The sequence below is a fragment of the Nitrosospira lacus genome, assembly GCF_000355765.4.
Taxonomy (GTDB): domain Bacteria; phylum Pseudomonadota; class Gammaproteobacteria; order Burkholderiales; family Nitrosomonadaceae; genus Nitrosospira; species Nitrosospira lacus.
The window spans coordinates 1,237,808-1,251,246 of record NZ_CP021106.3 but is presented as its reverse complement, the minus strand read 5'-3'; the positions used below and the strand labels follow the sequence as shown (position 1 = coordinate 1,251,246).

Here is a 13,439-nt window from a genome sequence, read left to right as displayed (position 1 = left end):
ATATTTCTTTATCTTTTTAATTCAGTTGGATAGCCCAGAAGATCAAGGACTCTGGTCCCGCAGCAATATTTATTATTCCGGCTTTACCGGAACGGGTCTGTACGAAAACGCACACTACAGCGGCGGATCATTGGATTCTGAGCGAGCCACGAACCGGATCGTCCCCGTGCCATACCGGCTGCGTGCGTCATGTGAAGAAAGGCCGCCACTTGACAGCGCCATCCAGGCGAATCCGGAGAAAGTGGCAGCCCGTTGATCAATGGCAGGATGCCGGTTAGAAACCTTGATCCGCCACAATCAGTGCCTGCGCAAAACGTAATAGGAGATTCTGGCAATCTCCACCCAGGTCAAATTCCCTTTTGAGGAGGCTTGCGTTGATGCGGTAAGCATTGCCCGCACTTTGGACTACTTTACGTACCCGGCTGGTTTCCGCCCCCAGGAGAACGGAGATGCCGGTCAAACCCTCATTGCCGATGGTTCCTATCTGCGTGAACGTACCATTTCCCAACTCATACCGGCGGGCAACAATACAGGTCGTCGGAAAATATAGATATCTGATGGGAAACCCGGGCTCGTGGATGATGTGACCTGCCTGCAGCGGTACCAATTCAAGAAATGGTAACAGCCGCGTGTAATCCACAGGAGCCAATGCTGCAAGTATCCTGTTCTGCCTGGGACCTCGGGATGAGGACATGATGATTTTCTCAATTCCGGAGTCGGTGTTTCAGGCCCTGATTTTCATGTCGAGGAACTCCTCACACAACCGCGTCGATAGGATAATCGAGCGGTGGAATCGTTTCTTTCACGCCTTGGCTATTTTTTGCGGCCTGGACTGACGGACCTCGGCCGTGGCCGTTTTCTTCCCATGCGCGGCGCCACCTTTTTGGCCAGCCAGGCTGGCTTCTTCGGAAGTGAACCGATGTGCGCTCCCTTTCTCGTGCGCGGCTTTTCCGCCCTTGCTGGCGATTTCCCGTTGTTTGTCTTTATCCATGGAAGCAAAGCCGCGCTTGCTATACTTCCCCCCACTGCTTTTACCCTTATCTGTATTCATGCCTGTCTCCGTGCGAACCTGCGTTTCCGTTTCCTCGTCTGCACTTTTAATACGCCTTACTGCGTATAGATGCCTTCAGAGGTCCGTCTCCGCGATAAAAAAGCGCGAGATGAGGCATATTAATAAGCAGAATGCCTCTGGACTGTACGGCGACACACATAAGGATCGGTGAAAGGCGTTGGAGGGAATGCACCCTCCTCGGAAGGTGCATTCCCGTTCCGAAGAGATGAGGGAGATCTTGCCCCCAGCGGCAGGGCAAGCGTTCCATGAAGAAGCGGATTTTTGGCCAGATAACGGAAACGGGAGGCTGATTCTTGTTCAGGCGGGCATGGGTTTGCCGTCATTGAGCGCAATCCAGCCGCGGACTATGCGATAAAGCACCCAGACACCCGCGCCCACCGCCACGATGTAAGCGAGCACGATACCAATCACCGTGATGAACAGCAATGCCGCGATCACCAGCCAAAGCAACGTATACCAGAATGTGCGTATTTGCCAACCAAAATGCGAATCGAGATAAGTCCCGCGCACCTCATCACGCTTTGCATAGTTGATAATCACCGCAATGATGGAAGGCCAGCCGGTGAGAAAAGTCGTAATGATAAGCGCTGGCCCGAGAATACCCATGAGGACGCTGAAACCGTGAAGCAAATAGATAATATGAGCAAGCCGGACAAGGCCGCCCTCAGGAACAACAGATGTGATGCGGGGATGACTGTTGACCATGGCTTATGCCTCGAAGCTGCACAAAAATTTCCTAAGCCTTTCCGGCATCTTCCGTATTCGGCCCATTCAGAACCTGATCCGGAGTCTCTCCAGGCTGCACTTTACCTTTATCCAGTTTACGCTGCCTTTTTTCTTCTTGTTTCTTTTTCTTGACTAAATCCCTTTGACGTTTCTCATACTGAAAATTGGGTTGTGCCAACTTGATTACCCCTTTAGGAGATGTTTTGATATAAAAAATTCGAAAAATCCACTCTTCCCGGACTGTAACAGTCACTTCAGACACAGTTCCACTTTTTGAAAAGACTGCGATGTGCTCGCGAACAGAATACCCGCTATTCGGGCCATTCGCCAGAGGCTACTTTAAAACACGGCACGTTAGCCGACATGAAGCGATTGAATTAAATTCGGAGTGCAACAGCAGGCGAATGCTTCGAGTGCGTGATGATTATCAGCGTAGCCATGAAGCCATGGAGAGGAAATAGGGGTGATGGAGTCCCGTTCTGACGCCAATCCGAGCCGCTAGAGGGTAACCATACTCATCCGTTTCAATTCCCCTACCACGCCCCTTAATGCTTTAAGGAAGTTTTCCACTTGGGCCAGCGTGTTGCCGCTGCCCAGACTTACTCGTACCGCACAACGCGCCAGCATCGATTCCACACCCATCGCCTCGAGTACATGGCTCTGGCCCGGATTCACGCTGGAGCAGGCAGCGCCACTTGCTACCGCAAAACCCGCCTTGTCGAGACGAACAACCAGCGTATCGCCTTCAATGCCCGGCAATGCAAAATAGCAGGTATTGGGCACGCGTGGTGCACCCAAGCCAAAAATAACCGCACCCATCTCGGCCAGCCCCTGCTCCAACCGCGCACGCATGGCCGCAATGCGGGTGGCGCTCTCCGCTATGCGTGATTTAACCAGCCCACAGGCCACACCAAATCCCACGATGGCGGGAACATTCTCCGTGCCTGAGCGCAATCCATTTTCATGGCCACCCCCGTAAATAAGCGGCTTGAGCAACAATCGCTTGTCTATGATCAATGCCGCCGCGCCTTTGGGGCCATAAATCTTGTGGGCGGACAGGGTCATGGCATGTACGTTGAGTAACGCGAAATCCACCGGGATCTTGCCAAACGCCTGCACTGCATCGGTATGCACCCACGCGCCGTATGCCCTGGCTTTCTCCGAAATCGCCGCCACGTCCTGAATTACGCCGGTTTCATTGTTCGCCAGCATCACGGATACCAGGCCGGGCTGCTGTTTCACCGTGGCATTGTCAAAATCCGCCACATCCACCCGTCCCAGGTTATCCACAGCCAACCGGCGCAAATTCCATTTCCCGTTTGCGCCCCGCGCCACCTCCTGAGCCGCCCGCATCACGCATGGGTGCTCAACCGCGCTGACAATGATTTGAGCAGGTTTCAGGTAGCCTGCCGCACCCTGAATGAACAGATTATTGGCCTCCGAGCCGCCACTGGTAAAAACCACTTGGGCAGGCTGCACGCCGACCGAATCCGCTACTTGCTCGCGCGCCTGATTTACGGCCCTGCGGGCTTCGATGCCACGGACATGGCGGCTGGAAGGATTGCCGAATTTTGTCTGAAAATACGGCAGCATTGCATCCAGCACGGCGTCGTCTACAGCAGTGGTGGCGTTATGATCAAAATAGGCATCCATAGCTCTTCCTCATTCTCATGGAGCGTCATTCCATATTGCGTCCAGGATCTGAAGAGCCCGTTAATTGAAAATCAAGCCAGGACTGTTTCTTCGGATTGCTTGCACGCTCTCATATCTTGCAATACGGCGATATCTTTCACTTTGGGACTTGCCACCAATTGTTCCAGCGTAACCAGCGCCAAGTAATCCCGTATCCTGACATTAAGACTGGCCCACAGATCATGAGTCATGCAGCGCTGGTCGTTGTGGCAGTTTTCCTTGCCCCCGCATTGGGTTGCATCAATCGGCTCATCCACCGCAAGAATAATGTCTACCACAGACACTTCGCTCATCGGTTTCGCCAGGCGATAACCGCCACCGGGACCCCGCACGCTGCCCACCAGTTTATTACGCCTCAACTTTCCGAATAATTGTTCCAGGTAAGACAGCGAAATCTTCTGGCGTTCGCTGATGCCCGCCAACGTAACAGGCCCATGGCCGCTGTGCAAGGCGAGATCAATCATTGCTGTTACCGCAAAGCGTCCCTTCGTCGTCAATCGCATTTTCTGCTCCTCATGAGAATTGATACAGAACCAAACACGGAATAATATCTTGTGCAAATCTCCTGAATTATTGTCTTTCGCCGTAATACCCGACAATGTTTGTCAAGTATATAAAGTCCCTTTATCCTAGTCAACTATTTTGTTCGGACGATGGAATTCAGCCTTATCCATGATATTTTCCGGCTAGGGCTTTGGAGGAATACAGCCAGACTGCTGAAAAAGCTTTCTGTGTATTTGATGGCAATTCCGGGGAATTACTTGTAGGAGGTTATTTGCGACTGGATCCGCTTTTCCACAGCGCTCAGAATTCCACGCAGTATATTGACTTCTTCTTTTTCCAAGCGCGCACGTGCAAACAACCGCCGCATCCGTTGCATGAGTCGTTTCGGCTCCAGGGGATCGAGAAAACCGCTGCTGACCGAGACCCGTTCCAGATGACGGTAAAGCAACTCAATATCGTTGAAATCCGCGGCGATGCCTGCCACGGGCGGAAGAAGCTCTAATTCGGGCAGCCCCATGCGCAATTCATACGCCATCACCTGAACGGCACTGGCGAGGTTGAGTGAGGAGTAGTCCGGATTGGCGGGAATATGCACAACAATCTGGCATTTGCTTACTTCCAGGGTGGTAAGACCGGACATTTCCGTGCCAAAAACCAGCGCGACGGGATACTGGCGCGCATGACCAAGCAATTCGCGCGCTCCCCGGCGTGCATCAAAAACCTCATGCGAGAGATCGCGTGGACGAGCGGTCACTGCCGCCGCCAGAACCGTGCCGCTCAGGGCCTCGTCAAGGTCCACACACACCCTGGCACTGTTCAATATGTCCCATGCGCCCGCAGCGCGGGCTTCCGCGTCCTTGTCCGGAAAAACCCGGGGATTCACCAGGTAGAGCGAATTCAATCCCATCGTTTTCATCGCCCGCGCCGTTGCGCCGATGTTGCCGGGATGGCTGGGATGGCTTAGCACCACGCGGACTTTATCAAGCGGGTGAAAGGACTTCATGTTGCGCCCGGATAATCCATCAGGCGGCTCTCCAAGCCTGCCCGAGTGCCGGCGGTCGGTTTGCGGCCATTTTCGACGCATGTGCGGCGTCCATGGGTCAGGCTATGGATTTCCTCCAACCGAAAAAACCGTCTCGTAACCTGTCTCACCATCATCTCGCGTCCTAATGGACTATCTGGGTTAAAATTGCACTCTGCTCAATTCTGAATCCAAAAAATGCATCCTATGCTCACCATTGCGGTAAAAGCCGCACGCCGCGCAGGCGGTATTATCAATCGGGCTGCGCAAAACCTCGATTTGCTGCATGTTTCGCGCAAAGCACACAATGATTTCGTCAGCGAAGTGGATGGCGCGGCGGAAGATGCCATTATCAAGATACTGCTGGATGCCTATCCCAATCATTCGATTCTAGCAGAAGAAAGCGGCGCCCAAGGCGAGTCGGAATACCAGTGGGTGATCGATCCGCTGGATGGCACCACCAATTTTCTTCACGGCTTTCCGCACTACTCGGTTTCCATCGCGCTGATGCATAAGAACATACCTGTCCAGGCGGTCGTATACAATCCTTCCGGCAACGAATTATTCACTGCCAGCCGCGGACAAGGCGCTTATCTCAACGATCATCGCTTGCGCGTAAGCAAGCGTACCCATCTGGGTGACTGCCTGATCGGCACCGGCTTCCCGTTTCGGGAGTTTTCGCATGTGGACGCCTACATTGCCATGTTCAAGGACGTCATGCCCCGGGTTGCCGGTATCCGCCGTCCCGGTTCCGCCGCACTGGACCTTGCCTACCTGGCTGCCGGACGCTACGACGGTTTCTGGGAACTGGGACTGTCTCCATGGGACATCGCCGCCGGCTGCCTCCTTATCACGGAAGCGGGCGGACTGCTGGGCGACCTGGAGGGCAACGCCACGTATATGCGCAGCGGCAACCTTCTTGCCGGCAATCCAAAGATTTTCGCACAACTGCTGCAGGTGATCGCACCCCATCTGACGAAGGAATTGAGGGCAGGCACAGACAACGATCAATGATCCCAAGGCCGAGCGCAACAGGAAAAGAGGAATAACGTCATTGTCTAATCAACCCGACGCGGAACAGCAGCGGCTCGAAAAACAGCGAACTGGCTGTGAAGACTGGCGTTTGTGGGGACCCTACCTATCCGAACGTGCCTGGGGGACTGTTCGCGAAGACTACAGTCCGGATGGCGACGCCTGGGAATACTTCAATCACGATCAATCCCGTTCGCGTGCCTATCGCTGGAACGAGGATGGCCTAGGGGGTATTTCGGACGAGGCGCAGCGGCTCTGTTTCGGCCTGGCGCTATGGAACGGCAGGGATTCCATCCTGAAAGAACGTGCTTTCGGACTCACCGGCAAGCAGGGCAATCGCGGCGAGGATGTGAAGGAATGCTACTTCTATGTGGACGCTACCCCTTCGCATTCCTGGCTCCACTACCTCTATAAATATCCGCAGTCCGCATTTCCCTATACGCGATTGGTTGAGGAAAATGCGCACCGTTCGCGTAAAGACCCGCCATTTGGCCTGATCGATAGCGGCGCTTTCGCCGACGGGCGCTACTGGGACGTAGAAGTCTGCTATGCCAAGGCGTCACCCGAGGAGTTGCATATTCGTATCCTCGCCAGCAATCGGGGGAAAGACGAAGCTGTATTATGGCTGTTGCCGCAACTATGGTTTCGCAACGACTGGGCATGGTCGAAGAACGGCGTCCCGAAACCGGCACTACGCGCCATGCCCGCTCCCGCTGACGGGGCCTGGGCGGTCGAGGCGGAGCACTCGATGCTGGGAACCTATCATCTCTACGGGCGACAGCAGGCCGACGTCCTTTATACCGAAAATGAAACCAACCGCGCGCGCTTGTGGAGAGCGGCCAACGGCGGTTCCTATGTCAAAGACGCGTTCCACCGCTATCTGGTGGATGGTGAACACGGCGCTGTAAATCCGGAGCAGCAGGGAACCAAGTTCGCCGCCGTGCACAAACTGAGGATTGCGCCGGGTGAGGCCGGCACGATCGACCTGGTATTATCGCGCATACGCCGCCCCCACCCCTTCATTCATCACGGGGATATTCTTGCCCTGCGCCGCTCGGAAGCTGACGCATTTTTTGAAAGGCTGCTGCCCGAAGCCAGCACCCAGGATCACCGTATCCTCCGCCAGGCATTGGCTGGCGCGATATGGAACAAGCAATTTTTTCATTATGACGTATCCACCTGGCTGAAGGGTGATGGGCTATCGCCACCCCCATCAAGAAAACATGGACGCAATCACAGTTGGCGTCATCTCAAGGCAAGCCATGTGATATCGATGCCGGACGCATGGGAGTATCCCTGGTTTGCCGCCTGGGATCTGGCTTTCCATTGCGCCGTCCTGGCACTCATGGATGTGGATTTCGCCAAGGAACAGGTTGAGCTGTTGCTGCTTGAATCCTATCTGCACCCCAATGGGCAAATCCCTGCTTACGAGTGGTCGTTCGGTGACGTGAATCCCCCGGTGCACGCCATGGCTGCGCTAAAGGTCTTCCGCGCGGAACGGGTGCAACGCGGCAAGGGCGATACCTCTTTTCTCAAACGTGTCCTGCACAAGCTGTTGCTGAATCATACCTGGTGGATCAACCGCAAGGATGCCAACGGCACGAATGTGTTCGAAGGAGGCTTTCTGGGGCTGGACAATATCTCGGTATATGATCGGTCCAAACCACTCCCCTCCGGCTATACCCTGAAGCAGGCCGATGCCACCGGCTGGATGGCGATGTTTTCCCTGCAACTTACTGTGATCGCGCTGGAAATTGCGGTTGAAGACCCGACTTACGAAAATATTGCCATCCAGTGCTATAGCCAGTTCCTGGCAATTGGCTATGCTATCGCCGGCCATACCGGCGCTTGTGTATCCCTTTGGGATGAAGCGGATGGCTTCTTCAAGGATCTCATGATCAGCCCGGATGGCGCGGTAAATCGTATCGACGTCTTTTCCTGGGTGGGCATCATTCCGCTATTTGCCTGCGAAGTGGTGGATGCACGCTTGCTCGAACACCGGACGCGCTTCAAGGCGCTGCTGTGGGAGCACAAAGGGGGAATGTTTGATGGAAGTACCATCTGCGCCTGCCCGGTGCATACCAACGAACGGGGGGAACATCTGTTGTCGCTGGTAACCGCATCAATGCTGGTAAAAATGCTGCCGCGTATTTTTGACGAAAAGGAATTCTTGTCCCCGCACGGCATTCGCAGCGTCTCCAAGCGCCATGCCACGCACCAGAATCCGGAGCATATCCCTGGTATTGGCGATACCTTCATCCGGTATGTGCCGGGTGAATCCGACTCACCCATGTTCGGTGGCAACTCCAACTGGCGCGGGCCGGTATGGATGCCGACCAATTATTTGCTGATTCAGGCTATCGAAAAACTGCATCGCTTCCTGGGTGATGCCTTTACCTTTCCGGCACCCTGCCTGAACGGCTACGAAATTACCCTTAAATATGCCGCCACGATGCTGGCGGAGCGGCTTGTTGACATTTTCCGTCGCGACGAATCCGACCTGATTCCGGCTTTTCCCATGGACAGCCCGCATCAGACCGACCCGCACTGGCGCGACTTGCTGCTATTCCACGAATATTTTCACGGTGAAACAGGCCAGGGCCTGGGAGCCGCCCATCAAAGCTGGAGTGGACTGGCTGCAAATCTGGTGATGCGTCGCTATCATCAGGATATCCCGGAATTCTGGAGGCAGCAGACGACTATTACTCCTCCGGAACCATAGTGTCTTCGGTTACGCACATGGATTTGGCTACCGGCCGGCATTGTTACACTGAGTCGCGAGGAAGAATTTTGCCGGGAATAGTGCAAAAAGCCATCGACAGACCCCGAACCATCATCCAGGCAGAAGAGAAATCCGTTGGATAAAAACCACACTCCCATGATGCAGCAATACCTGCGCATCAAGGCACAGCATCCCGACATGCTGATGTTTTACCGCATGGGAGATTTCTACGAACTGTTCTTCGATGATGCGGAGAAGGCCGCGAAACTGCTCGACATTACGCTGACCCGGCGCGGAACGTCGGCGGGCGAGCCCATCAAGATGGCGGGCGTGCCCTATCATGCCGCCGAACAATATCTGGCGAAATTGGTCAGGCTTGGCGAATCGGTGGCAATCTGCGAGCAGACCGGCGACCCCGGCACCGCCAAGGGTCCCGTGGAACGCCAGGTCACGCGGATTATCACTCCGGGGACGCTGACCGATGCCGCATTGCTGGAAGAAAAACGCGACTGTTTGCTGCTTGCCTTGTGCATGCATGAATCAATGTTGGGATTGGCGTGGCTCAATCTTGCCGCGGGGCAATTTTGCGTGATGGAGACTTCACCTGATAATCTGGCAAGCGAGCTTGAACGCCTGAAGCCTGCGGAAATCCTCTTGCCGGAGTCGCTGGATATGCTTGCCTGCCTCAATGGCACGGGTGCAAGCAGCCTTAAGAAGCTGTCCCTGAAGCGCCTGCCCCTTTGGCAGTTCGATGTGGATGCCGCTGTCCGCATTCTCGCCCGTCAATTTGAAACCCGCGATCTTTCCGGTTTCGGCTGCGACGGGTTGTATGCATCTTTGGGTGCCGCAGGTGCGCTGCTGGAATACGCCCGCCTCACGCAGGGCACGGGTATCGCCCATATAAAAACGCTCCGGGTGGAGCGGGACAGCACCTACGTGCGCATGGATGCCGCCACCCGCCGTAATCTGGAAATTTCCGAAACCATGCTTGGCGAAACGTCGCCCACATTGCTGTCACTGCTCGACACATGCTCGACCAACATGGGTAGCCGCTTGCTGCGGCAATGGCTGCATCATCCGTTGCGTGATCGCATGGTCATTCAGAGCAGGCTTGATGGCGTATCTTTTTTACTCGGGACGGCAGGACTGGGGCCGCACCTTCAGGTACGCGAATGTCTCCGGCGTGTGGCCGACATCGAGCGTATCACCGGGCGTATCGCGCTGGCATCCGCGCGCCCGCGGGATCTGTCAGGATTGCGTGATAGCCTGAAACGATTACCCCAAGCCATCACTGCCATTGCCGGAATTGCGGACTCCACCAGCGAACATATTGCCAGGCTGACGAAAATGATGGTACCGGATGCGGCACTTGTCAGTCTTCTGGAAAAATCGCTGCGCGAAGAACCCGGAGTTGTACTGCGTGGAGGCGGCGTGATTGCCGATGGCTATGATACGGAGCTGGATGAACTGCGCGCCATACAAAATAATTGTGGCGAGTTTTTGCTGCAACTCGAAACACGGGAAAAAACACGCACCGGCATCTCGAATCTCAAAGTGGAATATAACCGGGTGCATGGCTTTTATATTGAAATCACCCACGCTCATAGCGAGAAGATCCCCGAGGACTATCGCAGAAGGCAGACGCTGAAAAACGCCGAGCGCTATATCACGCCGGAACTCAAAGCCTTCGAGGACAAGGCGCTGTCCGCGGAGGATCGCGCGCTAGAACGGGAAAAGTATTTATACCATGCATTGCTGGATATGCTTGGACCCTACATCGCTCACTTACAACAGGTTGCCCGCAGCGTTGCCGAGCTGGACGTGCTGGCTGCCTTCGCCGAGCGCGCACTCGCACTCGATTACATTGCGCCGGTTTTTACCCCCGATGCTGTTATCGAAATTGAAGCGGGCCGCCACCCGGTGGTGGAAAACCAGGTAGAGAACTTCATCGCCAATGATGTCCGGCTCGGGGCTTGCGGCCCCGTCAGGCGACAAATGTTCGTCATCACCGGGCCCAATATGGGCGGCAAATCCACTTATATGCGACAGGTCGCGCTGATCGCATTGCTCGCCCATTGCGGTAGTTTCGTTCCCGCAAGAAGCGCTCGCATGGGTCCGCTGGATCAGATTTTTACCCGTATCGGCGCATCCGACGACCTTGCGGGTGGCCGCTCGACCTTCATGATGGAAATGACGGAGGCCGCCAATATCCTGCACAATGCGAGTGCGCAAAGCCTGGTACTGATGGATGAAATCGGGAGAGGTACTTCGACTTTTGATGGCTTGGCGCTGGCTTTGGCGATTGCCCGGTATCTATTGGAAAAGAACCGCAGCTATACCTTGTTCGCGACGCATTATTTTGAACTGACGCGGCTTGCGGAGGAATTTGCACAAGCCGTCAATGTGCATCTGGATGCGGTGGAGCACAAACATCACATCGTGTTTCTGCATGCCGTTACTGAGGGGCCCGCCAGTCAAAGCTACGGACTGCAGGTGGCGGCACTGGCCGGCGTGCCGGAACCAGTCATCAAAACAGCCAGAAAGTATCTGGTAAAATTTGAGCAGGAAACAGTGGACAAGCAATTGCAAGGCGATTTATTCTCGGGAATAACCGCCGCTGCCAAGGCAACTCCGGCAGCACACCCCGCCCTTACATTATTAAGCGCAATTCAACCAGACGAGTTAAGCCCACGACAAGCGCTGGAAAATCTCTACGCGCTGAAAAGGATGGTGGAGAAAGAACAGTCTTAGGGGGCTGGAACTTAATGTTCGTGACCATGTGCTCCGTGAACGTGGCCATGAGACAACTCTTCCGCAGTCGCGGGGCGCACCGCGACAACCGTGCAGTCGAAACGCAGAGCCTTGCCGGCCAATGGATGGTTGCCGTCTACGACGACTTTATCATCGGCGATATCGGTTACGGTAAAGATCAGGACGTCATCGGAGCCTTCTTCGCCACCTTCAAACTGCATTCCCACCACGACATTGTCGGGAAACGCGTCGCGTGGCTCCACTCGCACCAACTGACTATCGTAGTCACCAAAGGTATTCTCTGGCTCCATAAATACCGAGCAACTGTAACCCGCCTCCTTGCTATGCAACTCCTCTTCCACCATTGGAAAAATTCCGTCATAACCACCGTGCAAGTAGCTGATTGGTGAATCGGTTTTTTCCATGACCTCACCGGTCGAATCAAGAAGCTCGTAGGTGAGGGATACCACTGTGTCTTTTTCGATGCGCATATTATTCGGGTCTAATTAAGTTACTGCAATCGGTACGCGTACAATCGATTCTTGCACCCGTGCTTAAAGTTACCTGCTGACTCACCTGTTGCTATATCCTTCACGCATGTTGGCAGTTGTGAATATTATATTAGTAATATGAAACGAAATAAGGTTCCTTCTCAGGCAGGAGATTAAATTTTTATCCTTGGAGCTTTACCCTTTATTATCAACTCCCTGACCGGGGCAAAACTATGGCGATGTATCGCCGATGCCCCATGCACCCGCAAGGCCGCAATATGCTCCGGCGTGGAATATCCTTTATGGCGATCGAGGCCATAGTGTGGAAAGCGCTGGTGCAATGCCACCATCTCGGCATCGCGCGCCGTCTTGGCAAGTATCGACGCGGCGGAAATTTCCGGGATCAGACTATCACCCCTGACAATGGCGGTAACGGGACATCTCAGGCGGGGACTATGATTCCCGTCCACCAACACTCTACCAGGAACAAATGACAGGCGCTCCACTGCGCGCTTCATGGCAAGCAGGCTTGCCTGCAGAATATTTAACCGGTCGATTTCTTTTACGGACGCGGAACCGATAGCCCAAGCCACCGCGTATGTTTTAATGGCAATGGTCAACCTGTTGCGTTGACTTTCACTGAGCGTTTTTGAATCTGCCAAACCCTCTATTCTATGATCCGGATCAAGCACCACACAGGCGGCGAACACCGGCCCCGCTAGCGGTCCTCTGCCGGATTCATCCACGCCGCATACCCAGTTGAGGCCTTCCGCCGGCCGTTCCATCATCCTCAATTTTCAATCCCCAATCTGCAACCGCCAATACAACAAAGGAAACCGCGAGCCTCTAACCGCTGTGCGATGGCGCGCACATGGTGAACAATGACACTCACTCCAGCATAACCGCTACGACGGCTTGCTTCGCACGGTACACATCAACTCGGCCTCGGTAACAATACGGCCATCGACTTCCGCTTGGGTAGAATATTTCCAGATGCCGATTCGCTGCCGCTCGATGGTTGCCTTGAGTATCAGCTGGTCACCCGCCTGGACCGGCTGCTTGAACCGGGCTCTATCTATGCCGACAAAATAATATATCGAATTTTCATCGGCTTTCACATCCATGGTCTTGAGCGTCAGGATCGCCGCAGCCTGGGCCAGCGCTTCGATAATCAGCACGCCCGGCATAACCGGGTGGTGGGGAAAGTGACCGTTAAAGAAGGGCTCGTTGATCGTGACATTCTTGAGAGCAGCTATGTTTTTCCCCGGTTCACAGGAGAGAACGCGATCCACCAGAAGAAAAGGATAGCGATGAGGCAGATATTGCAGAATTTCATGGATATTCATAATCCTAAATCCGGTAGTTGGATGGGATGGGGCGTGCGGTTGTCACGGTGCGGCGCAACATACAGCGCCACAACCTTCAATA

The 13,439-nt window shown here is 54.5% G+C and carries 13 protein-coding genes; 3 read left to right on the top strand and 10 right to left on the bottom strand.

The window, feature by feature from the left end:
• Positions 1-274 precede the first annotated feature (274 nt).
• The 7 genes from EBAPG3_RS05540 to EBAPG3_RS05510 form a co-directional block, all read right to left on the bottom strand.
• Positions 275-694, bottom strand: coding sequence for a cyclic nucleotide-binding domain-containing protein (locus EBAPG3_RS05540; RefSeq protein WP_051048875.1), 420 nt, complete (start codon positions 692-694; stop codon positions 275-277).
• Positions 695-802: 108 nt separating this feature from the next.
• On the bottom strand, positions 803-1,051 hold the full coding sequence (locus EBAPG3_RS05535) for a KGG domain-containing protein (protein ID WP_004174076.1): 249 nt from the start codon (positions 1,049-1,051) through the stop codon (positions 803-805).
• A gap of 318 nt (positions 1,052-1,369) precedes the next feature.
• Positions 1,370-1,777 (bottom strand): DUF4870 family protein, encoded by a 408-nt coding sequence (locus EBAPG3_RS05530; RefSeq protein ID WP_004174077.1) that lies wholly within the window; start codon positions 1,775-1,777, stop codon positions 1,370-1,372.
• Positions 1,778-1,808: 31 nt separating this feature from the next.
• A complete protein-coding gene (locus tag EBAPG3_RS05525; RefSeq protein ID WP_040851050.1) occupies positions 1,809-2,051 on the bottom strand; it encodes a hypothetical protein in 243 nt (80 codons plus the stop codon).
• 245 nt (positions 2,052-2,296) lie between these two features.
• Positions 2,297-3,451 (bottom strand): cysteine desulfurase family protein, encoded by a 1,155-nt coding sequence (locus EBAPG3_RS05520; protein ID WP_004174080.1) that lies wholly within the window; start codon positions 3,449-3,451, stop codon positions 2,297-2,299.
• Positions 3,452-3,522: 71 nt separating this feature from the next.
• Positions 3,523-3,993, bottom strand: coding sequence for a Fe-S cluster assembly transcriptional regulator IscR (gene iscR, locus EBAPG3_RS05515; RefSeq protein ID WP_004174082.1), 471 nt, complete (start codon positions 3,991-3,993; stop codon positions 3,523-3,525).
• A 254-nt stretch (positions 3,994-4,247) separates the two neighbouring features.
• Positions 4,248-4,997, bottom strand: a complete 750-nt coding sequence (locus EBAPG3_RS05510) for an RNA methyltransferase (protein ID WP_004174084.1) — start codon at positions 4,995-4,997, stop codon at positions 4,248-4,250.
• 216 nt (positions 4,998-5,213) lie between these two features.
• Between EBAPG3_RS05510 and EBAPG3_RS05505 the strand changes: the two genes are divergently transcribed.
• From EBAPG3_RS05505 to mutS, 3 genes are all read left to right on the top strand, one after another.
• Positions 5,214-6,029, top strand: a complete 816-nt coding sequence (locus tag EBAPG3_RS05505) for an inositol monophosphatase family protein (RefSeq protein ID WP_004174088.1) — start codon at positions 5,214-5,216, stop codon at positions 6,027-6,029.
• Positions 6,030-6,069: 40 nt separating this feature from the next.
• Positions 6,070-8,769, top strand: coding sequence for an MGH1-like glycoside hydrolase domain-containing protein (locus EBAPG3_RS05500; protein WP_004174090.1), 2,700 nt, complete (start codon positions 6,070-6,072; stop codon positions 8,767-8,769).
• A gap of 156 nt (positions 8,770-8,925) precedes the next feature.
• Positions 8,926-11,520: a DNA mismatch repair protein MutS gene (mutS, locus tag EBAPG3_RS05495; protein WP_004174093.1), complete on the top strand. Its 2,595-nt coding sequence runs from the start codon at positions 8,926-8,928 to the stop codon at positions 11,518-11,520.
• 11 nt (positions 11,521-11,531) lie between these two features.
• On the opposite strand, the gene EBAPG3_RS05490 is transcribed toward mutS, so the two are convergent.
• From EBAPG3_RS05490 to fabZ, 3 genes are all read right to left on the bottom strand, one after another.
• Entirely contained in the window at positions 11,532-12,011 is a 480-nt protein-coding gene (locus tag EBAPG3_RS05490) for an FKBP-type peptidyl-prolyl cis-trans isomerase (RefSeq protein WP_004174095.1), read from the bottom strand.
• Between the two features lie 173 nt (positions 12,012-12,184).
• On the bottom strand, positions 12,185-12,799 hold the full coding sequence (gene rnhB, locus EBAPG3_RS05485) for a ribonuclease HII (protein ID WP_004174097.1): 615 nt from the start codon (positions 12,797-12,799) through the stop codon (positions 12,185-12,187).
• 117 nt (positions 12,800-12,916) lie between these two features.
• The gene (gene fabZ / locus EBAPG3_RS05480) at positions 12,917-13,357 is read right to left on the bottom strand and encodes a 3-hydroxyacyl-ACP dehydratase FabZ (protein ID WP_004174098.1); all 441 of its coding nucleotides are present in this window, start codon (positions 13,355-13,357) and stop codon (positions 12,917-12,919) included.
• Positions 13,358-13,439: the final 82 nt, after the last annotated feature.

Bases quoted from the DNA above. Each gene is read 5' to 3' on its own strand.
- EBAPG3_RS05540 (WP_051048875.1), bottom strand. From the start codon at position 694: ATGTCCTCATCCCGAGGTCCCAGGCAGAACAGGATACTTGCAGCATTG.
- EBAPG3_RS05535 (WP_004174076.1), bottom strand. From the start codon at position 1,051: ATGAATACAGATAAGGGTAAAAGCAGTGGGGGGAAGTATAGCAAGCGC.
- EBAPG3_RS05530 (WP_004174077.1), bottom strand. From the start codon at position 1,777: ATGGTCAACAGTCATCCCCGCATCACATCTGTTGTTCCTGAGGGCGGC.
- EBAPG3_RS05520 (WP_004174080.1), bottom strand. From the start codon at position 3,451: ATGGATGCCTATTTTGATCATAACGCCACCACTGCTGTAGACGACGCC.
- iscR (WP_004174082.1), bottom strand. From the start codon at position 3,993: ATGCGATTGACGACGAAGGGACGCTTTGCGGTAACAGCAATGATTGAT.
- EBAPG3_RS05510 (WP_004174084.1), bottom strand. From the start codon at position 4,997: ATGAAGTCCTTTCACCCGCTTGATAAAGTCCGCGTGGTGCTAAGCCAT.
- EBAPG3_RS05505 (WP_004174088.1), top strand. From the start codon at position 5,214: ATGCATCCTATGCTCACCATTGCGGTAAAAGCCGCACGCCGCGCAGGC.
- mutS (WP_004174093.1), top strand. From the start codon at position 8,926: ATGATGCAGCAATACCTGCGCATCAAGGCACAGCATCCCGACATGCTG.
- EBAPG3_RS05490 (WP_004174095.1), bottom strand. From the start codon at position 12,011: ATGCGCATCGAAAAAGACACAGTGGTATCCCTCACCTACGAGCTTCTT.
- rnhB (WP_004174097.1), bottom strand. From the start codon at position 12,799: ATGATGGAACGGCCGGCGGAAGGCCTCAACTGGGTATGCGGCGTGGAT.
- fabZ (WP_004174098.1), bottom strand. From the start codon at position 13,357: ATGAATATCCATGAAATTCTGCAATATCTGCCTCATCGCTATCCTTTT.